Genomic DNA, 24640 nt, shown 5'->3' on the forward strand with positions numbered 1-24640 from the left:
AAACTCGCAAACTCGCAAACTCGCAAACTCGCAAACTCGCAAACTCGCAAACTCGCAAACTCGCAAACTCGCAAACTCGCAAACTCGCAAACTCGCAAACTCGCAAACTCGCAAACTCGCATTTTTTATAAGTAACCAGCAAACTCATATCAAATTTGCGCCTAATAATTAACCTGCTTAGGCCTTTACTGCGTATAACTTTAAAAAAAGTTCAATAATAATCATAATAAGTGTAAATCCATCAGTTAATTGGTGGATTTTTTTGCTACAATTGTCTGGCAAGTAATGTGAGTGAGTTCAACAGCACCATCTGCAGTTTATCTGCTTCCGCTTAGTGGGGTTGATCTCGGTCAGTATATTGTTTTTGTAAAAGTAATATCATAAAAACGGCTGTATGCTCGAGCTGACTTAGTCAACGGGGTTGATAAAGTCGGGAATATTCGAGCATGAAGCTGTTAATAACCTTGTTTTAATCAGGGGTTTTAATTATGATCGCTTCTATTTTAAAATTTCTAAAAATTAAATTGCTGTAACTGATGTTCTCAATATAGCAAGTGTTGGGAATCATAGTGGAGATAAGTGGATGAGCAATGCGCCTGTAGACAATGGCCGACGTCGCTTTTTAACCATAGCTACCTCTGTTGTTGGTGGTGTTGGTGCGGCTGGGGCTGCTGTTCCTTTTATTGCGTCTTGGAATCCAAGTGAGCGAGCTAAATCTGCGGGTGCGCCTGTAGAAGTAGATATCAGCAAACTTGAGCCAGGGCAATTAATACGTGTCGAGTGGCGTGGTAAACCTGTATGGGTTGTATCACGGACCCCAAAAATGCTTGAGCAGATGAAAGCTCATGAAGGTCAACTTCGTGATCCGCAATCGCAAGAGCCACAACAATTAGAATCGTCAACTAATGACTACCGTTCAATACGTCCAGAGATTTTTGTCGCTGTAGGTATTTGTACTCATTTAGGGTGTTCGCCTGGTTTCCTTAACGGTGGCTTTGGTGAAAAAGTAGAAGGCACGGATGATGGTTTCTACTGTCCATGTCATGGTTCTAAATTTGATATGGCTGGCCGTGTATTCCAAGCGGTACCTGCACCATTAAATTTAGAAATACCACCTTATACTTTTCTTGATGAGACCACTATTTTAGTGGGCGAAGAAAAAGGGGTAGCCTAATGTTTGGTAAGATTATTGGTTGGATCGACGACCGTATCCCAATGACTCGTGTTTGGAACATGCATATTGCACAGTATCCAGCACCTAAAAACTTTAACTTCTGGTACTTTTTTGGCTCGTTAGCCATGTTAGTGCTAGTAAACCAAATCCTAACCGGTATTTGGTTAACGATGAACTTTGTGCCTTCAGCAGAAGGTGCGTTTGCATCTGTTGAATACATCATGCGTGATGTTGAATACGGCTGGTTGTTACGTTATTTGCACTCAACGGGTGCGTCAGCGTTTTTCATCGTTGTATATCTACATATGTTCCGTGGCATGATCTACGGTTCTTATCAAAAACCACGTGAATTACTGTGGTTGTTTGGTATGTTTATCTTCCTAGCATTAATGGCTGAAGCGTTCATGGGTTATTTATTACCATGGGGTCAAATGTCATTTTGGGGTGCACAGGTAATTATTTCATTATTCGGTGCTATACCGGTAATTGGTGATGACTTAACACTGTGGATCCGTGGTGACTACGTAATATCTGGTGCAACGCTTAACCGCTTCTTTGCATTGCATGTTATTGCCTTACCATTAGTTATTGTTATCTTAGTATTCTTACACATTGTTGCACTTCACGAAGTGGGTTCAAATAACCCTGACGGTGTTGAAATTAAGCGTAAGAAAGGCTCTGTAGCTGAAGAAGATAAGCCTAAGTTTAAATTCCACGAGTATTACACTGACAAGAAAGATATTGTTGATGCAATACCGTTCCACCCATACTACACAGTAAAAGATATTATGGGCGTGGTTGGTTTCTTAATTTTGTTCTGTTGGGTAGTGTTCTTTATGCCGGCGATGAATGGTTTCTTCCTAGAAGCGCCAAACTTTGAAGCGGCAAACCCGCTGAAAACGCCTGAGCATATTTTCCCTGTTTGGTACTTTACGCCGTTTTATGCAATCTTGCGTGCAATCCCTGATAAGTTAATCGGTGTTGCAGCTATGGGTGCATCAATCGTTGTTCTCGCATTATTACCTTGGATTGACCGTGGTACAGTGAAATCGGTTCGTTACCGTTGTGGTTTCCATAAATGGAATATTGCAGGCTTTGTGGTTACTTTCGTGCTATTAGGTTGGGTGGGTGCAACTCCTCAAACTGATTTGAAAACGATTATCTCACAAGTGTGTACTGTGACTTACTTTATGTTCTTCGTACTGTTATTTGTATACAGTAAGAATGAAAAAACTAAGCCATTGCCAGAGAGGTTAACGAAATGATGAAAAAGCTAATTATCGGTTTATTTGCTTTATCAATAAACGTATTACCGGCAATGGCGGCTGGACCGTCAGTTCCATTATTGGAAGCGGGTAATGACTTAACTGATCAGCCTTCGTTGCAACGTGGTGCTAAGTTGTTCATGAACTACTGTCTTGGTTGTCACCAAATGCAGTATCAACGTTATGAGCGTACTTTCCGCGATATTGGTATTCCGACTGAAGTAGGGCAAGAGCAACTTATTTTTGATGGTTCAAAAGTAGGTAGCCATATTACCAATGCAATGGCTAAAGATGATGCTGCAAAATGGTTTGGTGCGGCTCCGCCGGATCTAACAAATGTTGCGCGAGTGCGTGGCAGTGATTGGATTTACACCTATTTAAAATCGTTTTATAAAGATGAATCTCGCCCGTTCGGTGTAAATAATACGTTATTTCCATCGGTAGGTATGCCGCATGTTCTGCAAGAGCTGCAAGGTTTACCGACACCTATCATTGAAGAAGTACAAGAACATGGTCACACTGTGACTAAAGTTGTTGGCACTAAAACTGATGGTACTGGCGAATTAAGTGTAGATGAGTATGACCAAGCTGTTCGTGATTTAACGAATTTCCTCGAGTATGTAGGTGAACCTACACGTCTTGAATCGGAAGCGCTTGGCCTTAAGGTAATCGGATTTTTAATCATCCTATTTATCTTGTCATTTATGCTGAAGAAAGAATACTGGAGAGATGTTCATTAATTTTGAACGTTTTTAAAGGTAATTTTGCAATAGGGGCTTAAGCCCCTATTGCTGTTTTTGTTATTTAATGGAGGTAGGCATGGCCGTAGCTGCCAATAAGCGCCCTGTAATGACCCTTTTTTCTGGTGCTAACTGTATGTATAGCCACCAAGTACGTATTGTACTTGCTGAAAAAGGCGTAAGTGTAGACATTCATCTGGCTGAAAAGGATAACTTACCAGAAGCACTTCATGAAATTAATCCTTACGGTACAGTGCCAACACTGATCGACCGTGAGCTTGGTTTATATCAGGCAAACATCATCATGGAATACCTTGATGAGCGTTTTCCTCATCCTCCACTAATGCCAGTATATCCGGTAATGCGTGGTCGTAGCCGTTTGATGATGCATCGTATCGATACAGACTGGTATAGTTTAGCTGCAAAGATTTACGCAAACGGTGCCGAATCAGCACAAGCACGTAAAGAACTAACAGAAGCGTTACTTGCTGTATCTGCAATCTTCACTGAAGCGCCATATTTTATGAGCGAAGAGTTCAGTCTAGTTGATTGTTACTTAGCGCCGCTATTATGGCGTTTACCAGAGCTTGGTATTGAGCTTAATGGTGCAGGTTCTAAAGAGATGAAAGAATACATGATCCGTTTATTTGAACGTGAATCTTTCCAAGCATCTCTAACTGAAGCAGAACGTGAGATCCGTTTGTAATGACGCCTAATCGTCCTTATTTACTTCGCGCATTTTTTGATTGGATTGTCGATAATCAATGTACACCTCATTTAGTGGTGAATGCTGATTTTCCTGCTGTGCAAATACCAACGCAATTTGTCCAAGATGGCCAAATTGTATTGAATATTAGTCCTTCAGCCGTCACGCAGTTTTCGATGGATAAACAACAATTAAGTTTTAATGCCCGGTTTGGTGGTCAGCCAATGCAGGTATACGTACCATTAGGTGCTGTACTTGCTATCTATGCCCGCGAAAACGGAGAAGGCACAGTATTTACCGCAGATGAGTTTTTAGAGGACGAAGACGAGTTTGCTACTGAGCTTGAAAGTGTTGATTTAGACGAAGAGTTTATCGCTGATGATGAACCAACACCGCCTAAACCAGACAAGAAAAAAGGCTCACATTTACGCGTTATAAAATAACCTGTAATTGATAAAAAAAACCGCTTTTTAGCGGTTTTTTTATATCTTAAATTTGGGTCAACAAAATTAGCTGACACGACTTGATAGATTTTGTTACATATTAAAGACAGTCGTTTTAACTTGTTGGTTTATTGTTATCACTAACAGGTTTAAGATAGGTCAGCGAATCGCTTTTTGAAGTATTTTACTTCTGAATATTTTAATAATATCTAACAATCGAGACTCTCATGAAAAAAGTAACTCTTAGCGCTGCAAGTATTGCGCTTGCATTAGGGCTGGTTGGCTGTGGTGATAAACAAGAACAAGTAAAAACACCTGAGCCCACGGCACAAACAGCACCAGTTGAGCAATTAAATTCAGGTATTGAATTGACGAATATGGATAAATCAGTTCGTGCCCAAGATGATTTTTACTATCATGTTAATGGCCAGTGGTTAGAAACGACACAAATTCCGGGCGACAAATCTAACTATGGTTCATTTACTCAGCTTTACGATGACTCACAAGAAGCGATGAAAAAAGTGCTTGAAAAAGCAGCTGCAAATAAAAATGTTAAGCCAGGCAGTGATGAGTCTAAATTGGCCGCTTTTTATAATAGTTACATGAATGAAGCGCAGCGCGAAGAACTGGGCATTAAGCCGTTATCACCAATTTTAACAAATATTGATGCAGTTAATGCTAAGTCGGATTTAGTGTCTTTAATGGCGCAATTGCGTATCCAAGGCGGCAGCGTACCATTTGGTTGGTATGTTAATAACGATGCTAAAAATTCAAGTGAAAATGCTTTATATGCGTATCAATCAGGATTGGGTTTACCAGATCGTGATTACTACATAAAAGACGATGAAAAGTTTAGCAAGATTCGTGAGCAGTACCTCACTTATGTTACACAAGTATTAGAGCGTGCAAACGTTGAAAATGCCCAACAAGCTGCAAGCAATATTCTTGCTCTTGAAAAGAGTATCGCCGAGGCGCAATGGAGCCGCGTGCAAAGACGTGATGCAACTAAAACGTATAATAAAATGTCGGTTGCTGATGCAAGTAAGCTAACCGGGGATTTTGATTTAGTCGAGTACTTTAAAGCATCAGGTGTTGATACCGCAGATATAATTGTGGGTCAACCAAGCTATTTTGAAAAATTTGCAGATATTTATAAAGATACCGACTTAGCAACTTGGCAGAATTACCTTAAATTCCATTTTGTAAGTAACTATGCCAATTTATTAAATAAAGACTTAGTAGATCTTAACTTCGACTTTTATAGTACCACTTTGCGTGGGGTAAAAGAGCAAGCGCCACTGTGGAAGAAAACAGTTGATGCATCTAATAGTGTATTAGGTGAGATCCTAGGTAAAGTCTATGTTAAAGAAAACTTCCCACCAGAAGCAAAAGCGCGCATGGAAGAGCTCGTTGATAACGTAATTAGAGGTTATGCCGTTGCCATTGAAAACCTAGAATGGATGAGCCCTGAGACTAAAGTTGCAGCAAAAGAAAAACTGGATAAATTCACGCCAAAAATTGGTTACCCTGATAAATGGAAAGACTATTCAGAACTTGAAATTAAAGCGGATGATCTTGTCGGTAACTATATTCGTCATAGCCAGTGGTCGTATGCAGATATGACTGCAAAATTAGGTAAGCCAGTTGATCGTTCAGAATGGCATATGACGCCACAAACAGTGAACGCTTATTATAACCCTGTAAATAATGAAATTGTATTTCCAGCAGCGATTCTACAGCCACCATTTTTTAACTTAGAAGCGGATGATGCCGTGAACTATGGCGCGATAGGCGCTGTGATCGGCCACGAGCTTGGTCATGGTTTTGACGACCAGGGAGCTAAATACGATGGTGACGGCAATCTTCGCAATTGGTGGAGTGAGTCAGATCTTAAGCAGTTTGAAGAGCGTACAGGTCAATTAGTTGCTCAATATAACGAATATAAACCATTTGAAGACGCCAATGTTAATGGCGAGCTCACTTTGGGTGAGAATATCGGTGATCTGGGTGGCTTAACGGTAGCTTATACAGCTTACCAGTTATCACTAGGGCAAACCAAAGCGCCAGTGATTAATGGCTATACAGGCGATCAACGCTTCTTTATGGGCTGGTCTCAAATTTGGCGCCGTAAATACCGTGATGAAGAACTACGTAACCGTTTAATGACGGATCCACATTCACCGAGCCATTATCGTGTAATTGGTATTTTGTCTAATATGCCTGAGTTTTATCAAGCGTTTGATGTAAAAGAGGGTGATAAAATGTACATTAAACCAGAGGATCGGGTAAAGATCTGGTGATCATAAATCTATATCAAGCATAAATTAATGTACGCGAATTCTTAATTCATGCCTATTTTAGATTAGCTTTAAAACGGTGACTTAGTACTAAGTCGCCGTTTTTGTTGGAGTAATATATCCAACTCCCTCACAGGCTAGATTTGATAAGTAAAGCTGGTACAATTATTTACAATAGAGCAATATTAGGTAAGACATGGAAAGTACAAAACATGCATTAAGTTTAGTGGTTCTAGCAGGTGGTCTAGGCAGTCGCTTTGGTGGTAATAAGCAAATAGCAGAAATCGCAGGCTTAGGTTGCACGATTATGGAGCTGAGTATTCAAGATGCTTACGCTGCAGGCATTACACAAGTTGTGCTTGTTATTAATCAAGCCGTAAGAGCTGAAATTGAGAACACAATCCTACCTCGATTACCAGCGCAACTAGAAGTAATATTAGTAGAGCAGCGTATTGATTTAATACCAAAACAATTTGCTGAAATAGCTAAGCATCGCACAAAACCGTGGGGCACTGGACATGCGTTATTGTGTGCTAAAGACTATATTCATAACCCTGCGATTGTGATCACCGCTGATGATTATTATGGCGCAACGTCATTCAAATTAATCAGTGAGCATTTTAAAAATCAATCAAATTGGGCAATGGTCGGCTATCCTATTGCTGATACTTTATCCGCTGAAGGGGGGGTGAACCGCGGTGTTTGCCAAGTTCAAAGTGAGTGCCTTCAGGGAGTGGTTGAGTATTTAAATATAAAAGATGAAAATGGAGATTTGATGGGAGATACACCCACTGGCATTCGGGAGAAAATAGCTGATAATGCTTTGAGCTCGATGAGCTTTTGGGGTATTACACCGACTTTATTTGATAGTTTAGAGCGTGGATTTGCTGAGTTCTTGCAAAAACATGACAGCGGTGTCAGAAAAGAGTATTATTTACCTGATCAAATACAAAAATTAATTTTAACAAAAAAACAAAAAGTGTCTGTATATATTGCACAAGAGCCTTGGTATGGCGTGACATATAAATCAGAATTACAGGAAGTTGCAGAAAAGTTATATGAGCTACGCCATGGATGAGTTATCCCCGATATTGCCCTGTTCTGGGCGAAATAATAGTGAAATAAGTATGAAGTCAAACCCCGTTGCGGTTTACTTGTCTGAGCGTTTTGGCTTGGGCAATGAACTTGTTAGTATGAAGCCAATCGGCAATGGTCATATAAATAGTACCATGCTGTTAACTGCTGAAAATAAATCGTTGGTTGTGCAAAAGCTAAATACTGAGGTGTTTCCTGAGCCTGAAATGTTGGTTAAGAACGCACGTTTAATTGAAGGTCATTTATCGCAAAAACATCAACTAGGTGACTATGACTTAGACATTATTCGTCATGTACCGACTCAGGCGAGCGATTTCTTAGTCGATTGTGATAATGGTGTGTGGCGCGCACTCGAATTTATTGGCGGCAGTTATAGTGAAGATGTAGTAGCGAATACTTCGCAAGCAGAAATTGCCGCCAATGCATTTGGTCAATTTGCCGTGGCATTAGAAGATTTTGATGCCGAGCAGTTGCACCATGTTATCCCTGATTTTCATAATCTAGCAATGCGGGCTGAGAAGTTAAAATCTGTGATTGCGAGAGACCCTGTTAATCGTTTGACGAGTTGCCAAGCTGAGGTCGATTTTTGTTTATCGCAACTTGGTTTAGTTGATGAGCTAAAAAAATTGCGTGGTGTAGTTCCAGTAAGGCCTTGCCATAACGACACTAAAATCAATAACATGCTTTTTTGTAATAAATCTCATACTGCAAAAGCGGTGATTGATTTAGATACCTGCATGCCGGGTTATTGGCTGTATGATTTTGGCGACATGGTACGCACTTTTTGCTCTCCAGAAGAAGAAGATTCAACTAATCTTGATAACGTACGCGTACGTGAAGAAATCTTTGCAGCAGTAGTAAAAGGCTATGTTGAACCATTAAAGGGTTTGATAACCGAGCAAGAAAAGCAAAGTTTTTGGTTAGGCACAAAAGTAATGACCTTCATGATAGGTTTACGTTTTCTAACCGATTATATTGATGGTGATAATTACTTTGCAATTAAACATGAAAACCACAACCTTGAGCGAGCGCAAAACCAGTTTGCTCTGTACCGTGATATTTTAGCAAAAAAGCAAACGCTTAAAGCAATCTTAAGTGATGTTTGAAACGCTTAAAAGTAACTTTTATAGGGGCTGGTGATTACCGGCCTCATTGCTTTTAGCGCCTACCTTTTATACTTCTTACCTAATTTAATCTGACTTGTCTGTTGTTTAGCCCATTTACTTTACCTTGAACCCTATTTTAGGTAAGTTGCAATGAGGTTAATCAAGGATAAAAAAATGAAGCAGTTTAATCGTAGAGACTTTCTCAAAGCCGCCAGTGCCGCGGCCGCTGCAAGTGTGGTTACAGGCTGTGCTAGTAGTAACACATCTAATGGTGTGCCCGCACCCGCTCAGCAAGGCCAGTCTGTTATCGGCTTAGTAGCGCCCAAAATGGATGTTGTCAGAGTCGCCTTTATTGGTGTGGGTCAACGCGGTTTTGGTCACGTAAAGCGAATGAGCCATATTGATGGTACACAAATCGTCGCAATTTGTGACACCCATGATGAAGTATTACAACGTTCAGCCAATTATTTAACCCAGAATGGGCTAGCAAAACCAGCCCTGTACTCAGGTACTGATAAAGCTTATCAACAAATGCTAAACCGTGATGATATCGATATTGTCATTATTTCAACCCCGTGGGCGTGGCATGCGCCAATGGCCATTGATACTATGAACAGTGGTAAACATGCATTTGTCGAGGTGCCACTGGCGTTAACGGTCGATGAAATGTGGCAAATTGTTGATACAGCTGAACGCACGCAAAAGAACTGCATGATGATGGAAAACGTCAACTATGGTCGTGATGAGTTGATGGTACTTAACATGGTTCGTCAAGGCGTATTTGGTGAGTTGCTTCATGGTGAAGCAGCTTACATTCATGAGCTGCGTTGGCAAATGAAAGAACTTGATCATAAAACAGGGTCGTGGCGAACCGCTTGGCATGCTAAGCGTGATGGAAACCTATACCCAACTCACGGCTTAGGGCCAGTATCTCAATATATGAATATTAACCGTGGTGACCGTTTTGACTTTTTAACTTCAATGAGCTCACCGGCACTGGGTCGTCAAGCTTACGCCAAACGAGAGTTTCCCGAGGGACATCAGCGCAATCAGCTTAAATATATAGCTGGTGATATGAACACAACACTGATTAAAACAGTGAAAGGACGCAGTATCATGGTACAGCATGATACAACTACGCCAAGGCCTTATTCTCGTCATAACTTAATTCAAGGCACCAATGGTGTATTCGCCGGCTTCCCTAACCGAATTGCACTTGAAGAGGGGAGCTCTAAAAGCTTTCATGAGTGGGATTATGAAATGGCTGATTGGTATAAACAATACGACCATCCACTATGGACTAAAATGGGCGAAGAAGCGCAACGCAATGGTGGCCATGGAGGCATGGATTTCTTAATGTTTTGGCGCATGATTTATTGTTTACGTAATGGCGAACCTTTAGATCAAGATGTATACGATGGTGCTGCTTGGTCAGTTATATCTCCGCTATCAGCACAATCTGTAGGTAATCGTAGTGCATCGATTGATATTCCTGACTTTACCCGTGGAGCATGGCAAACAGCACAACCACTTGGGATTGTGAGTTAACACACTTTTGAAACTAGCTAGAGCAAATGTGTTCTAGCTAGTTTTTCTTGCATAAAATTGGTTTTTTGTTAACCTAGCCGCCTTCCATTTTTTGTCTTTTTGAGGTGTTTATGGCGTTTTTATCTCGGTCGATATTGGCGTTGTCTATAGCACTTTCAAGCCCATTCGCTTTTTCTCAAGCTCAATGTGAAGTTGAACTTAGCCACGGTCTTATCATCACAGATGACGTCATTCGCATTGTCGATAAAGGCCAAACACGAGTTCAAATAAATAATAATAACCAACTTTTTATTCGCGGTTATTGGATAGATTTAAGTAATGAAGAAAGCCAAGTATTGGAGCAGTTCAGTAAAGGAATACGCGATACCGTCCCTGAGCTGGTAGAGCTCGCTACAGATGGTGTTAACCTCGGTTTAAGCGCCATTGAGCAAGTTGTTGAAGGTATGTCAGATAAAGAGCCTGAAGTGCTGAAAACACAATTACAATACGTTGAGCGCGCATTAATGGATAAGTTTAAACGTGGCGATGATTTCTTTTTTATTGCGCCACAATCACTATCTAAAATTGATGATTTTTTTACCGAAGAGATAAGTAAAAAAATTCACTCTGCAGTTCATGGCTCATTAGGTGCTATTTTAGTATCGCTGGGTGATGCATTTAAATCTCGCGAAGGTAACATCGAGGATCGTATTAATGACATGGGTCAGCGTATGGATATTATCTCGAAAGAAATTGATAAGTCGTTGCAAAAAAAAGCGCATCAGCTTGAGCTTAAAGCCTCTGAGTATTGTGAGTGTTTAAACTCATTAGATGTAACAGAATCACGCTTACAAATGATCGTGCCAGACCTTGCTGACTACGACCTAGTACAAATAAAATCGTAAATAAACCCGCTTAGATATGGCGGGTTTTGTTAGGGAAGTTGTTTGTTTAAGAACTAACTAAGAGCTAAACTTATCTGTCTCAGCCTCTAAATCATTGGTTAGCCCTTTAATTAAATCTGTTGCTGCATGCGCTTGATTTGATACGTCAGCAGTCTGTGAGGCCGTATCTGAAATAGTCACAATTCGTTTTGCAGTATCTTCACCAGCATCAAGTTGCTCTTTTGCTGCAATCGCTATTTGATGACTCATTTGTGCTATGGCACTTAATGACGAAGCGACTCGTTGCAGCTCCTCACTAGCATGTTTTGACTTAGCAACGGTTTGCTCACTAGTGGTAATGCTTAGATGAACAGAAGTCTTAGCATCTTGAGTCGCGGCTTGCAGTTTACCAATCATGTTACGTATTTCTTCAGTACTGGTTTGAGTACGTTGTGCAAGCCCTCTAACTTCATCGGCTACAACAGCAAAGCCTCTGCCTTGCTCTCCTGCTCGTGCGGCTTCTATCGCTGCATTGAGCGCAAGTAGGTTGGTTTGCTCTGCTATACTTTGAATAACGCTTAGCACATTTGCGATATTATTTACTTCATCATCAAGAAGTTGGATGTTATTACCAGCGCTATCAATTTGTTGCTCTAAAAGAACTATAGTATCAGCAGCCTCTGTGGTTAAGTGATTTGCGTTTTGACCTTGGTTTTCAGCTTCTTGCACCGAGTGGGCAGCTTGCTCGGCATGTTCAACCACTGTTTGCGCTGATGCAGTAAGCTCGGTGATTGCTGAGGCAACCATGTGGGTTTCTTCATTGAGACTACGGGTTAGCTTATCAAGCTCAGTAGAGCGCGATTCGTTATCTACGCTTTGACTTTTAAGGCTGTCAGTTACATCTTTAATACTACCAACGACACCTCGTAAGCCCTGTTGCATATAATGCATCGCAGCTATGATACTCTCAGGTGGGGCATCTGTTCTAATATGAGAATTTAAATTGCCGCGCGAGACTTGCTTAACAATATTAATAACTTCATTAACTTCACCGCCCAGTGCATTACTTAACGAAATACCAAAGCGAGCTATTGCAATGGTCAGTGCAACCGCAATAACTAATGATAAGCCAAGCAACCATTTTGCAGTATTCCAGTAACGCTCATTAACTTCTTTTTCACTGATACCAGTGCCAATATACCAGCCAAATAATGGGGTCTTTTGTACAACTGAGGTTAAATTAACCGTGTCTCCGTCTCTGACAGAGTCCCAGTGATACGTAATAATTGTGTTTGTTTTATTACCAACTAATCGTTCAACCATTCGTCCAATACTGTTGCCTTTGGCATCTTTAAAGTCATTAAAGCTGGTATGATGAAGCTGTGGATCATGAGGGGCGGCTATAAAGTTTAATTTTTCATCAACAACATAAACATATTCAGAGTCATGGTATTTGTTTTCTTGCAACACTTGCATTGCTAATTGCTGAGCCTGTTGATTACTTAATTGGCCTTTTTCTACCATCTCTTCAAATTGCAACACGATGTTACTGGTGCTTTTCATAAGTTGGTTTATTCGCGCGATATTATCGCTTTGGCTTGCATGACTTAATGATTGTAACCCTAATGTTGCGATTGCTATTAATGCAATAAAAATTGCAATTGCGAAGATCGTTATTTTTGTTTTTAGTGGTAGACCTGAGTGCACAATGTAACCCCTTATCATGTATGCCTAAGTAATTTCTACCACGTTTTTCGTCGATTTGTTAGTTTTTATTAATAAAAAATGACAACGCTATCATGAAATATATTCAAGATTATATTAAAGTTGTTGCTCTTGTTCTGTAAGGGGTCGATATTCTCCTTGAGCAAGAGAATGGTCAAGTTCAATGTTTGCTATTTTTTCTCTATGTAATTCAACTACTTTATTATTTACAGCGGCAAGCATTCGTTTAACTTGATGGTATTTACCTTCACTGATCGACAAGCGTAAACTGTAGCTGGCCAAGGCCTCTGCTTTAGCTGGCCGAGTAAGATCTTTTTCATTGTGTAATTGCACCCCTTGGCGAAGCTGCGCAAGTGCATCATCAGTTAGTGGCTCTTGAGTTTCAACCAAGTAAGTCTTGAATTTATTGTGTTTAGGTGAAGTGATTTTGTGCGACCAATCGCCGTCATTGGTAATTAAAACCAGCCCTGTGGTATCTATATCAAGGCGGCCTGCAACATGAAAATCACTCATGATAGGTTCGTCAAGTAAATCAAAGACTGTTGGGTGCATATCGTCTGAATTTGCACAGACATACCCAGCAGGTTTGTACAACATTAAATATCGTTTACCAAGGAATTTCAACGGATTACCATGCCATGTTATATCATCTGTGGCATTGATTGAATAATCAAAAGCAGTGACTATTTCGCCGTTAACGGTTGCTAATTTGCTTTTTATTCCTGCTTTTGCTTTTGAGCGGGGCAGCTCAGCAAGATGGCTAATAAATTTATCTAAACGACATGGAAATTTCATTGGGGTCGGTCTTTTTCTCGGCTACAATGGCGCCGAGTATAGCTTATCGTGGAATTTCATGACAGACAAAAGCGGGCAAATCCTACAACATTATGAGCAGTTAGTCGCCTCTAAACAGTTATCTGTAGATGTTGCACAACAGCGCGCTATCGTTGCATTAGATAGATTATTTTTACGCCTTCAGACTCCGACACCTTGGTGGCGAAAACAACCAAATATTTGTGGTGTATACTTATATGGCCCCGTAGGAAGGGGTAAGTCGATGATGATGGATTTATTTTATCGTCAGCTAAACGATGATAAAAAAGTACGACTGCACTTTCATCATTTTATGGCACAAATTCATCAACGGTTAGGGCAGTTGCAAGGCAGTAAAAACCCGTTAGAGATTATTGCTAAAGAATGGCGTAGCAATGTTAACGTTTTGTGCTTTGATGAATTTTTTGTCAGTGATATTGGTGATGCTATGTTGATGGCAGGGTTATTTAAAGCACTCTTCAAGCAGGGACTTATCCTAATTGCAACCTCAAACTGCCATCCCGACGAATTATATAGGAACGGCTTACAACGAGCGCGCTTTTTACCAACTATAAATTTACTCAAAGAGCACTGTAAAGTGATTAGCGTAGAAGGGGAGTGCGATCATCGTTTTCGGTTTGGCCATCAATTTAAGTATTATTTTATTAATGATGATGTTGCACTTACGACATTCTTTGAGCAGCGTGAAATTAAACTCAATTCGCACTCTAATTTAAATGTATGTCACCGACCTATTCACTTTATACATCTAGCAAAGGAAGCTATTCTTTTTGATTTCATGGCGTTATGTTCAGGGCCGAGAAGTACCACTGATTATATTTTTTTAGCGGAGCATTTTGAGCGAGTGTATATTGCGAATGTTCCCGTCATGGGAAGTAGGGCAACAGGCAAGCAAATAGTGCATGGTATTGAAGACAGCTACCAACGAGAAAAGCAAAATTTACAAGAGCATACTTTAGATGATGAAGCACGACGCTTTATAGCCTTAGTTGATGAGTTTTATGACCGAGGTAAATTGTTGGTTATAAGCACCCAAGCTGACATGGCTAACCTATATTGCGGTAAAAAGTTAGCCTTTGAATATGCACGAACAGAATCCAGATTAGTTGAAATGCAAAGCTGGTGATAGAGAATAATCATTCGCCATAGGTATACCTAAACTTTAAACACACAAAGAGCTTAACACTTTCGGTATGTGTCGCTGTTATTCTCATAAATATTAACACTCAAGCTGTAGGATTCTCTGCAATAGGTGCGCAGGCAATTAAGTAATCGCTCACTGAGATCTTGTTTTTCTGTTGTTGTTCGACCTGCCATTATATAAGCCGCGATATAGATAAAGCCGTCTTTACCTTCGCCTAATTGATAATGTTGGTAGGCGATGGCGCGGGTTTTAATGGTTGATAATTCAAATAAACCACTCTCAAAGGTAGTTTGATGTACTTTATCAACTAAAACTTGTGGTAAAAGTGGTAAGTCTTCAGAATGTTCGATCACAACATGGGGCATTGAGGGCTCCTAAAAGCGGTAAGTAAAACCTAAACTTGTTTGAAATTGGCTTAGTACGTCGCCATCGAAATGCCATAAACATTGATCATCTTCGTCGGTGGGCAAAGTGCAGTTAACCGTGCTTTCGTTGTTAACTATAGTTGCCAACCAGCGGGTTTCAAATAAAACTCGGGTTTTATCACTAAACAAATATTCAACGCCGCCATATAAGCCGCTGGCAAAGAATACGTCATTATTTGTAAAATTAGTTTGTACATAATTGGCGCCTACTTGAGCACCTACATAACTATTTATATGATTACTTAACGCGACTTCAACCGCACTTTGGAATAAAAAGTATTTCATGGTTACTTCTTTATCCTCAGTGTTTTCTAGCTCGTTGTTACTTTGTGCAAAGTAAAAGCCATAGCGGGCGCGGTCAATATTACGGTCAATACTAAAAGCAAAGTGGTTGCCGTCATTAACTTCAACTTCAAGTGCTTCTTTGGTTTCTAATGTTTGGTTAAAGTTTTTACCAGCATAGAGGCTTACAGAGTAATCATCTTGGGCGTAAGCCGTGGTAGTTAAAAAACACAGCGGGATGAGTATTTTTTTCATTGTATTGCAGCTCGTTGTTGAAGAATTTTTCAGTTACTATTGAAGCATAGCTACTATAACAATGTAACCATGCAGCGCACTATTGTAGTGGGTTTGTTGACACATTGAATAAAAGGAATGGTATGAAATCATTAAAAGTAATTAGTCTATTAGGGTTATTGGCTTTACAAGCAGGGTGCTCAGACGATGCTGCATCAGTAAGTTTAGGGTTATTTACCACTAAAGATATTAAGGTCGTGTCTCAGCAAGATCCGTTGGTTACAGGGGTGACTTGTCACATTAGTCATATTGAAGCTAACTTAGATTTCTCAGACCCTTCGGATATGTCAATCGCGTGTCGCCAAACTGGCCCTATTACTGCTGAGCAACTTCAAGGTATCGACCGCAGTAAATCGGGTGAAGTGGTTTTTAAATCATCGAAAAGTATTTTATTTAAATCCCTAAAAGTACGCCGAATCTATGATGCACAAACACGTAGTCTATTGTATTTATCGTATTCAACAAAAGAGTCTACAGGTAGTCATCATCATGCATTATCGACGGTACCTTTGTATAACACGCAAGCTTGGCAATGGGCACAAGAGCAAGAATAAGAGCATTTTATGTTAGCGTTATTTAAACCTAAACCATTGTTAGAAGAGCAAGAGCAACAATGGCTTATCGACACATTTATTTGGACCGTGGAAAACTTTGATAGTGATTTTTTTCACAATCATACGCAGCTTATTTTACCTAACCATAAGTTTTTTCCGGACTCTGTATCGAGTATTGAAGAAATGGCGAGTAAGGTATTTGAACGCGTTTCGGGTTATGCTGGTATGCAGGCATGGCCTATTCAACTTGTAGGGCCTGCGCAATTACAACCGCAAGTATTTCCGCATTTTGTATTTAATGAATACTTACGTGGCGAAGCGAGTCAGTTAATAGTGCCTCCTCCACATAAAGTTAATGTGTCGTTTAACCCAAATCAAATAAACCAACCACAAGATTTAGTAGCGAGTTTTGCAGGCACATTAGCAACCATTATGATTCACCATGTGGGTGTATTACCCCCCGGTGGTAAAGAGTTTTTGCCACAAGCCAGTGATGCATTAGCGTGCTTTTTAGGCTTTGGTGTAATGATGAGCAATACCGTCTACCAATTTAAAGGTGGATGTGGTTCTTGTTATAACCCGTATGCTAATAGGCAAGCGGCATTAACCGAATCACAAACATTATTTATGCATGCACTTGTGTGTCACTTTAAAGGGCATAGAGATTCTAAAAAGTATTTAAAGCCTCATTTACGCAGTCAATTTAAAAAGGCGCAAAAAGAAATTAAAGCGTTAATTAATGACACTGCAAACCCTTTGCTTTTAGCGCTCGATGATAAAAAAGCAGGATGAAGTTTTGAATTATTTAGATGAATTTTTACTGATCGCATTAGCTCATTTTTTTGCTGTAGCCAGCCCTGGGCCAGATTTTGCAATTGTGCTCAAGCAAAGCGTTCAACATGGTCGGCGTAATGCACTATGGACGAGCTTTGGCGTAGGCTTAGCGATATTGCTGCATGTGGGTTATTGCTTATTGGGGGTCGCGGTATTATTAGCTCAATCACCCACTGTATTTATGGCATTGAAATACTTAGCCGGCGCTTATTTAGCGTATATTGGGTTTCAAGCGTTACGCAGTGCTAAACCTGAAGAAAGTACTCGCGAAGAAGTATCACAAACGCAAAGTGAAGAATCAGTTTGGGTTGCGTTTCGTCGTGGCTTTTTAACGAATGCACTGAACCCTAAAGCTACATTATTCTTTATGTCGTTATTTACCTTGGTGATCAGTCAAACAACACCGCTTTTGGTGCAAGCAGGTTATGGACTGTACATGGCAGTCGCAACCTGGCTTTGGTTTTCATTTTTATCACTGGTGTTATCTAAATCTAATGTACGTGGTTTTTTTCAAAAAAGTGGTTATTGGTTCGACCGTGGTATCGGTGTGGTTTTAATCGCATTAGCAATACGCGTCGTTTTATAGGAGTAAACAAGCATGGCACTTTATAATTTTTCGTTTGGCTCAAATATGTCGTCAAATCGCTTATTAGCACGCCTTCCTGAAGTTAAACGCGTAGGTACTGCACGCTTAATGGGGTATGAGTTAACGTTTGATATGGTTAGTCTTGATGGGTCTGGTAAGTGCAGTGTAAGAAAAAGCACAGCCCAAGACGCACAAGTGTATGGCGTGGTATATCAAGTAACTGCTGATGAAAAAGAGATTCTCGATGCGATTGAAGGACCGCGTTACGATTGTGTTGATGTTGAAGTTATTTTACTTGATGGCAAAAAAATAGCCGCACATTGTTATATTGCAAATACCACAGATGCAACAATTCTACCTTATGACTGGTACATAGAGCACGTTCATCGCGGTGCGCTTGAAGCCGGGTTACCAAATGAGTACAGTGAAAACATAAAATCTCGGCCCACCCGCCAAGATAGCGATAAAGTACGTGCAGCTGTTGAGTTTGCCGTACATCAACAATAAAAAAATACGCCAAGGAATGTTATGAAATTAACAAAACTCGCCATTGCAGCCTCGTTATTCACGGGCTTTGCATTTAACAGCCACGCAGAAATAAACACCACGGAGCTTAATCACGTAATCGAAAATTCCATGGCACGTTTTGATGTCCCTGGGATGGCTGTCGCTGTTGTTGAAAATGATAAAGTCGTATTTGCTAAGGGCTTTGGTGTAAGCCATTTAGACACAGGAAAAAAAGTTAATAAAAATACTTTATTTGGCATAGCTTCAAATACTAAAGCTTTTACTGCAGCTGCGTTGGCTAAATTAGTCGATGAAGACAAAATTAGCTGGGATGACAAAGTGATTGATCATCTACCTGAGTTTCGTTTATACGACTCTTATGTCACCCGAGAAATGACTATTCGTGATTTATTAAGCCATCGCAGTGGTTTAGGTTTAGGTCAAGGCGACTTAATGATTTGGCCTGATACGGATAAATCAATAGAAGAAATTTTAGCTGGCTTAAAATACTTAAAACCGGCGAGTAGCTTTCGTAGTAAATATGCTTATAACAACTTAATGTTTGTCACTGCAGGCGAAGTGGTTGCTCGTGTATCAGGTATGAGCTGGAATGACTACATTGAAAAAAACATTTTACAGCCGCTAAAAATGGAAAACTCACGCGCTGGTTTTTCACGTATCCCAAGTAGCAATAAAAACTGGGCGACGGGTCACATACCTATGGATGGGAAGTTAAATCCATTTTTTGTTAATTACTTAGAAGACTTTCGTGGTGCTGGAGCAATTGCATCAAGTGTCAGTGATATGAGTCAGTGGCTTCGTACGCAACTTGCTGGTGGCAAAATGCCAAATGGCGAACAACTTTTTAGTGAAAAACAGCAAGCACAAATGTGGCATCCACATATTACCTCTATGGCGTCAGAAAAAGCATATGAAGCGTATCACCAACAGTTTAGAGGATATGGTTTAGGCTGGAGTATTGAAGATTTCCACGGGGTTAAAAAGCTTGCGCACGGCGGTGGGATTTTAGGCATGGTTTCGCAGGTAACCTTGGTACCCGAGAAAAATCTAGGTATTGTTATCCTGAGTAATCAACAAGCATTTAGTGCATTATCTGCGATTACTTACGAAGTGCTAGAGGATGCATTTGACCTTGAAGATAAAGATTGGGTTGAAGACTTAGCAAAAAAACACTTTGAGGGTAAACAAAAAGCCTACGCAAATGCAAAGCCTGAAGCCCCAGCAGATTATCAACCTCAGTTACCAAATATCAGCTATACAGGCACGTTACATGATGATTGGTATGGTGATGTGATCATAGAAGAATTAGATGGCAAGTTACGGATCGACTTTACTCATACTAAGCGTTTAAAAGGGCAACTTGAGCACTACACAGGTAATACCTTTATCGTGAAATGGGATGAGAAGTTATTAGAAGCTGATGCATTTATTCAGTTTCAAATGAGCCCTAAGAATCGTGTAAAAAGTGCAGATATGCGCGCAGTATCAACGTCGGTTACAGACTTTAGCTTTGATTTTAGAAACTTAAATTTACAAGCAAAGTAAACCAAAGTCGCAGAGCCACCATTAGGTGGCTTTGTTATTATGGCTCGATTAACTCATTTGGAGCTTGGTATGCGTACCGCGATTATTTCTCATCCACATTGTCGTAAACATAAAATGATTGACGATCACCCAGAGTGCCCAGAGCGCTTAGATGCTATAGCAGATCGTTTATTGGCAAGTGGACTCGATATCGCAATACAACAAAAGCAGGCGCCAAAAGCACTGCGTGAACATTACTTATTGGCCCATGAAGAATCACTGGTAAAACACGTAGAAAACACCTTACCAACCGAAGGACTTGTATCGCTTGATGGTGATACTTGGTTATGCCCAGACTCTCAAAAGGCGGTTGAGCGTGCAGTAGGCGCTGGGTTGCTTGCTGTTGATGAAATTTTAGCTGATAACCTCGATGCCGCTTTTTGTTCGGTTAGACCGCCAGGTCATCATGCAACACGCGCTACATCTGCGGGCTTTTGTGTTTATAACAATTTAGCAATTGCAGTAAAGTATGCGCAAAGTAAAGGGGTTAAGCGCATTGCCATTGTTGATTTTGATGTTCACCATGGTAATGGCACGCAAGATATTTTTATCAATGATGACTCTGTTTTATTTTGCTCGTTGTTCCAATACCCGTTTTACCCAAATACGGCAGTTGAAAATAATGCGACTTTGGTTAATTCACCGTTGCCCATTGCCAGTGATGGCACTGATCTAAAAGCATTATATGAGCAACAATGGTTACCAAAACTAAATAACTTTAAGCCTGAGCTTATTTTTATAAGCGCAGGTTTTGATGCTCATCTTGAAGATGATATGGCAAGTTTAAAATTTGTAGAAGATGATTATGCTTGGCTTACAGAACAATTAGCTTCATTGAGCAAAGAGCTGAATTGTAAAGGGATTATCTCTTACCTCGAAGGCGGGTATGCGCTTTCAGCTCTTGGTAGAAGCGCAATCGCTCATGTAAAAGCGTTAGTCGATAGCTAGTAATGTAAATGCTTGAGCAGGTGTAAGGGTATCTATTTTTCCGAGACAACACTGCCCCTCTTTAACTAAATAGTTTTTCACAAGCTCAGCGAGCTCCTCGCTTGAGCGTTCTTTTGCCTGTCTCCCCGCGAGTGTTAGATAGCCTCTTTTCTTATCTAATAACACAACGGTTTCTTTTTGTTTATCATCCACGCTATAAAGCAAATCATTGATATCGCTTTCATGTTCTATGATGTCTATTTCATCATTATAAATTAGTAATTGAGGCTGAAAATCACTCATTTTTTGTCCTAAATCAAATAGTAGCCTGTTGCTTAATTTATACTCATAGGTTCTATTGTGCAAAAGAATTTGAAGATGCCAAAAAGTAGTCGTTATCAAAAAGTCTGTGATGTGTTTACTAATAAGGTCATTGCTTGCCATAAAGACACTTACCTTAGCGACGCTGTGAAACTCATGCGAGCACATAATGTAAGTGCCATTTTCATTAAAGAGCAGCAAGACGTTATAGGTGTTTGGACTGAATCCGATTGCATGAAGCTTGATTTCACTAATCATACTATTAATGGGTTAACACTTGAAAGCGTGATGACATGCCCTGTGTTAACTATTTCAAGTCAACGTTTGTTAAGCGATGCTGCACTTATTTTTCATCAAAATGGAGTACGCCATTTATTGGTAACAAATAAGAGTGGCTTTGCGTGCGGTGTAATTAGCGTCAGTGATATTGTGCGTAACCAAGGGTTGGATCATTACTTACAATTTAGAGCGATTAACGAGCAATATAACAAAGATGTACTTATCGTATCGAGTGAAATGGTTGTTACCGATGCTATCAAGCTCATGCGAGAACGCAATGATAAAGCTATCTTAGTATTCAATGAGCAGCTGAAAGAGCACGGTATTATTACTCAGCGAGATCTTTTAAGTCTTATACTTGAGCATCAAGGTGATGGTATATGCTGGGACTTTGCTTGTAGAGCTATCTATCAAATTAGTTCCACTGGAAGTTTATTTGATGCTTACCGATTGATGTCTAATAATAATGTACGCCATCTAGTTGTTATTGATAACAAACAAATTATGGGAGTGCTATCTTTAGATCATTTGGTCAATGAAATTGAAAGCGCCTACTGCTGTGAACTTGAAAAAGTGCTGGAACAACGAGATGTCGCATTACAACATTCTCAGCGCAATCTTTATCTAGCAAATAAAATTATAGACTCCTCTCTTGATGGCATCATGATTACTTCGCAAGAAGGGGTCATTGTGCAAGTAAATCCAGCCTTTACTCAATTAACGGGTTATAAAGAATTTGAGGTTATTGGTAAGGGGCCAAATATCCTTAGCTCAGGGCGCCATGATAAACAGTTTTATATTGATATGTGGCATGAGATTACTACTAAGGGCGTTTGGCAAGGGGAGATATGCAACTGTAAAAAAAACGGTGATCTTTATGTTGAATGGTTAACTATTATTGAAATAAAAGAACCACATAACGAAGAGCTACTTTATGCTGCCATTTTTAGTGACATCACAGAGCGCAAAAATGCAGAAGAAAAAATAGTTCAATTAGCTTATTTTGACGAGCTCACAGGCTTACCGAATAGACGTTTGTTTAACGATAGGTTACAAATGGCGCTGGCAACAGCCCACCGTGATAGTACTATGTTGGCGGTGATGTTTATTGACTTAGATCGCTTTAAAGAAATTAATGATACGTTAGGTCATAGTGCTGGTGATTGCTTATTACAGCTTGTGGCAAAACGTATTCAATGTATTTTAAATGAAGGTGATACGCTTGCACGCTTAGGTGGCGATGAATTTGTAGTATTGTTTGATGTGGATAGCTTTGAGTATGTTAGTGAAGTCGCAGAAACAATTCTGAATAAACTCAATGCGCCATTTTTACTCGATAGTGCACAAGTTGGCGTAACAGCTTCAATTGGTGCTGCTATTTACCCTGAAGATGGCCAGGACAGTGAAACGCTTTTAAAGCATGCTGATATAGCAATGTACCGCTCTAAAGAGCAAGGGCGCAACTCCTTTCAATTATTTAAATCATCAATGAATGCTCGCTCTTTAGAGCGCCTAGCGATGATGAGCCGATTTCAGTATGCACTTGAAAATGATGAGTTTGAGTTATACTTTCAACCTAAATTAAACTTAAAAACTAAACGGATCCAAGGTGTTGAGGCTCTATTGCGTTGGCAAGATCCTACATTGGGTATGATTTCACCGGCGCATTTTATCCCATTAGCTGAAGAGCTAGGCTTGATCGTGCGTTTAGATTTATGGGTCATTGAGCAAGCAGGAAAAGAGTTAGCTAAGTGGCAAACCCTAGGTATAGATGCAGGGCGTTTAGCAATTAATATTTCAGCATGTCATTTAAGTCAGGGAAAGCTCGTATCTAATATAGAGCAGATGCTTAATCGCTACCAACTACCTGGTAAACTGTTGGAAATAGAGTTGACCGAAAGCAGCTTTATAAGCTCATTTTCTCAAGCAAAAAAACAATTACAACAAATAAAGTCACTGGGTGTAAACGTTGCTTTGGATGATTTTGGAACGGGTTATTCGGCTCTTAGCTATTTAACAAAATTACCTTTTGATACGTTAAAAATAGATGCGAGTTTTATTGCTAAAGTCCCTGATGAATATGGTAATAGTGAAATTGTCGCGGCTATTATTGCGTTAGCAAATAACTTAAATTTGCTCGTTGTTGCAGAAGGGGTGGAGAAAGCTTCACAACAAGCATATTTGCAGAGTTTAAGTTGTGATGTAATACAAGGGTATTATTATTGCCGCCCGCTAACACAGCGGCAATGGATTAAGTTTTATACGCAGTTTAGCCAACAGTTACTTCATAAGAAGTAAACTTACGGATATTTATTACACCGCTATCAAAAATCAAATATTGACCTTTTATACCTTGTAAAATGCCACTGACTACTGGTTCTTTATCAAAATTAAACGAGCTAATTTTGGTTGGGTAGGCCGTTACAGGGAACTCTAAATTAACAACGTCTTCATCAAGTTGTTCAATCGCTGTTGCGCCAAATAACTCAGCGAGCTCATTAAGCTTATCTGCAATTTGTGGAATTAACTCAGCTGCAGCAGCTTTTAGGTCAAGCACTTCACTTTGTCCTTTAAGCATATTACGCCAGTTGGTTTTATCAGCAATAAACTGCGCTAATGCAACTTCAACTAAGCCTGATTGTAACCGAGTTTGCACTTTAAATATTGGTAATGCTTGAGTCGCACCTTGATCAATCCAGCGAGTCGGAATTTGCGTGTGGCGTGTAATCCCTACTTTAAGCCCTGAGGTGTTAGCCAAGTACACGTAATGTGGGATCATGCAGTTTTCTTCACCCCACTGTGGTTCACGGCATGTGCCTTGGTCATAGTGGCAGGTTTCGGGCTTCATAATGCACATATCGCAGCTGGCTAGCTTACGCATGCAGACAAAACAGTGTCCTTGCGAGTAACTTTTTTTGGTTTTTTTACCACAGTTTGAGCATAAAATAGTGCCACTAAAAGTGAGTGTTAGTTGTTTGCCAATATAAGCATTCAAATCAACCAGCTCTTCACCTACAGGTAGGTGATATTGGATTGGTTGAGTAAGAGAAGATTTTAACTTCTTAATAGTACCTTGCATCTTTACG

24 protein-coding genes are annotated in these 24640 nt (G+C 40.1%); 18 read left to right on the top strand and 6 right to left on the bottom strand.

Annotation, left to right across the window (positions count from 1 at the left end):
- The first annotated feature begins 583 nt into the window (after positions 1 to 583).
- The 10 genes from petA (at position 584) to AAEU30_RS19145 (ending at position 11258) form a co-directional block, all read left to right on the top strand.
- Entirely contained in the window at positions 584 to 1174 is a 591-nt protein-coding gene (gene petA / locus AAEU30_RS19100; protein ID WP_087533109.1) for a ubiquinol-cytochrome c reductase iron-sulfur subunit, read from the top strand.
- Positions 1174 to 2439 (top strand): cytochrome b, encoded by a 1266-nt coding sequence (locus tag AAEU30_RS19105; RefSeq protein ID WP_421961916.1) that lies wholly within the window; start codon positions 1174 to 1176, stop codon positions 2437 to 2439. Before petA ends, AAEU30_RS19105 begins: the two co-directional genes overlap by 1 nt.
- Positions 2436 to 3179, top strand: coding sequence for a cytochrome c1 (locus AAEU30_RS19110; protein ID WP_421961917.1), 744 nt, complete (start codon positions 2436 to 2438; stop codon positions 3177 to 3179). The genes AAEU30_RS19105 and AAEU30_RS19110 overlap by 4 nt, the downstream gene beginning before the upstream one ends.
- A 79-nt stretch (positions 3180 to 3258) precedes the next feature.
- A complete protein-coding gene (gene sspA / locus AAEU30_RS19115) occupies positions 3259 to 3885 on the top strand; it encodes a stringent starvation protein SspA (protein ID WP_087533162.1) in 627 nt (208 codons plus the stop codon).
- Positions 3885 to 4328, top strand: coding sequence for a ClpXP protease specificity-enhancing factor (locus AAEU30_RS19120; protein WP_421961919.1), 444 nt, complete (start codon positions 3885 to 3887; stop codon positions 4326 to 4328). The genes sspA and AAEU30_RS19120 overlap by 1 nt, the downstream gene beginning before the upstream one ends.
- 227 nt (positions 4329 to 4555) lie before the next feature.
- A complete protein-coding gene (locus AAEU30_RS19125) occupies positions 4556 to 6628 on the top strand; it encodes a M13 family metallopeptidase (RefSeq protein WP_421961920.1) in 2073 nt (690 codons plus the stop codon).
- A gap of 193 nt (positions 6629 to 6821) precedes the next feature.
- Positions 6822 to 7703, top strand: coding sequence for a nucleotidyltransferase family protein (locus AAEU30_RS19130; RefSeq protein WP_421961921.1), 882 nt, complete (start codon positions 6822 to 6824; stop codon positions 7701 to 7703).
- A 49-nt stretch (positions 7704 to 7752) separates the two neighbouring features.
- Positions 7753 to 8826 (top strand): phosphotransferase enzyme family protein, encoded by a 1074-nt coding sequence (locus AAEU30_RS19135; protein ID WP_421961986.1) that lies wholly within the window; start codon positions 7753 to 7755, stop codon positions 8824 to 8826.
- Positions 8827 to 9000: 174 nt separating this feature from the next.
- Positions 9001 to 10374, top strand: a complete 1374-nt coding sequence (locus AAEU30_RS19140; RefSeq protein ID WP_421961922.1) for a Gfo/Idh/MocA family protein — start codon at positions 9001 to 9003, stop codon at positions 10372 to 10374.
- 110 nt (positions 10375 to 10484) lie between these two features.
- Entirely contained in the window at positions 10485 to 11258 is a 774-nt protein-coding gene (locus AAEU30_RS19145; protein WP_421961923.1) for a YggN family protein, read from the top strand.
- Positions 11259 to 11315: 57 nt separating this feature from the next.
- Here the strand turns inward: AAEU30_RS19145 and AAEU30_RS19150 are convergent, their stop codons facing one another.
- Both AAEU30_RS19150 and rsuA read right to left on the bottom strand, forming a co-directional pair.
- Entirely contained in the window at positions 11316 to 12944 is a 1629-nt protein-coding gene (locus AAEU30_RS19150) for a methyl-accepting chemotaxis protein (protein ID WP_421961924.1), read from the bottom strand.
- A gap of 114 nt (positions 12945 to 13058) precedes the next feature.
- The gene (gene rsuA / locus AAEU30_RS19155; protein ID WP_421961925.1) at positions 13059 to 13757 is read right to left on the bottom strand and encodes a 16S rRNA pseudouridine(516) synthase RsuA; all 699 of its coding nucleotides are present in this window, start codon (positions 13755 to 13757) and stop codon (positions 13059 to 13061) included.
- 58 nt (positions 13758 to 13815) lie between these two features.
- Between rsuA and zapE the strand changes: the two genes are divergently transcribed.
- On the top strand, positions 13816 to 14922 hold the full coding sequence (zapE, locus tag AAEU30_RS19160) for a cell division protein ZapE (RefSeq protein WP_421961926.1): 1107 nt from the start codon (positions 13816 to 13818) through the stop codon (positions 14920 to 14922).
- Between the two features lie 53 nt (positions 14923 to 14975).
- Here the strand turns inward: zapE and AAEU30_RS19165 are convergent, their stop codons facing one another.
- Both AAEU30_RS19165 and AAEU30_RS19170 read right to left on the bottom strand, forming a co-directional pair.
- Positions 14976 to 15305, bottom strand: coding sequence for a 5-carboxymethyl-2-hydroxymuconate Delta-isomerase (locus AAEU30_RS19165; protein ID WP_421961927.1), 330 nt, complete (start codon positions 15303 to 15305; stop codon positions 14976 to 14978).
- Positions 15306 to 15314: 9 nt separating this feature from the next.
- Entirely contained in the window at positions 15315 to 15902 is a 588-nt protein-coding gene (locus AAEU30_RS19170) for a hypothetical protein (RefSeq protein WP_421961928.1), read from the bottom strand.
- Positions 15903 to 16024: 122 nt separating this feature from the next.
- Between AAEU30_RS19170 and AAEU30_RS19175 the strand changes: the two genes are divergently transcribed.
- The 6 genes from AAEU30_RS19175 (at position 16025) to AAEU30_RS19200 (ending at position 20975) form a co-directional block, all read left to right on the top strand.
- The gene (locus tag AAEU30_RS19175; protein ID WP_087533097.1) at positions 16025 to 16495 is read left to right on the top strand and encodes a CreA family protein; all 471 of its coding nucleotides are present in this window, start codon (positions 16025 to 16027) and stop codon (positions 16493 to 16495) included.
- Between the two features lie 9 nt (positions 16496 to 16504).
- The gene (locus AAEU30_RS19180) at positions 16505 to 17287 is read left to right on the top strand and encodes a hypothetical protein (protein ID WP_421961929.1); all 783 of its coding nucleotides are present in this window, start codon (positions 16505 to 16507) and stop codon (positions 17285 to 17287) included.
- Positions 17288 to 17291: 4 nt separating this feature from the next.
- Positions 17292 to 17915: a LysE family translocator gene (locus tag AAEU30_RS19185; protein WP_421961987.1), complete on the top strand. Its 624-nt coding sequence runs from the start codon at positions 17292 to 17294 to the stop codon at positions 17913 to 17915.
- Between the two features lie 12 nt (positions 17916 to 17927).
- Entirely contained in the window at positions 17928 to 18422 is a 495-nt protein-coding gene (locus AAEU30_RS19190) for a gamma-glutamylcyclotransferase family protein (RefSeq protein WP_421961930.1), read from the top strand.
- 21 nt (positions 18423 to 18443) lie between these two features.
- Positions 18444 to 19988, top strand: a complete 1545-nt coding sequence (locus AAEU30_RS19195) for a serine hydrolase (protein ID WP_421961931.1) — start codon at positions 18444 to 18446, stop codon at positions 19986 to 19988.
- A gap of 69 nt (positions 19989 to 20057) precedes the next feature.
- Positions 20058 to 20975, top strand: a complete 918-nt coding sequence (locus AAEU30_RS19200; RefSeq protein WP_421961988.1) for a histone deacetylase family protein — start codon at positions 20058 to 20060, stop codon at positions 20973 to 20975.
- Here the strand turns inward: AAEU30_RS19200 and AAEU30_RS19205 are convergent.
- On the bottom strand, positions 20961 to 21257 hold the full coding sequence (locus AAEU30_RS19205) for a DUF4144 family protein (protein WP_421961932.1): 297 nt from the start codon (positions 21255 to 21257) through the stop codon (positions 20961 to 20963). The genes AAEU30_RS19200 and AAEU30_RS19205 overlap by 15 nt on opposite strands.
- 75 nt (positions 21258 to 21332) lie before the next feature.
- Here AAEU30_RS19205 and AAEU30_RS19210 point away from each other — a divergent pair, with 75 nt between their 5' ends.
- Complete coding sequence (locus tag AAEU30_RS19210; RefSeq protein ID WP_421961933.1) at positions 21333 to 23852, top strand: EAL domain-containing protein; 2520 nt, start codon at positions 21333 to 21335, stop codon at positions 23850 to 23852.
- On the opposite strand, the gene AAEU30_RS19215 is transcribed toward AAEU30_RS19210, so the two are convergent.
- On the bottom strand, positions 23824 to 24633 hold the full coding sequence (locus AAEU30_RS19215; protein WP_421961934.1) for a DUF2797 domain-containing protein: 810 nt from the start codon (positions 24631 to 24633) through the stop codon (positions 23824 to 23826). The genes AAEU30_RS19210 and AAEU30_RS19215 overlap by 29 nt on opposite strands.
- Positions 24634 to 24640: the final 7 nt, after the last annotated feature.

The sequence above is a fragment of the Pseudoalteromonas mucoides genome (assembly GCF_049257175.1).
In the GTDB taxonomy this organism is placed as follows: Bacteria; Pseudomonadota; Gammaproteobacteria; order Enterobacterales; family Alteromonadaceae; genus Pseudoalteromonas.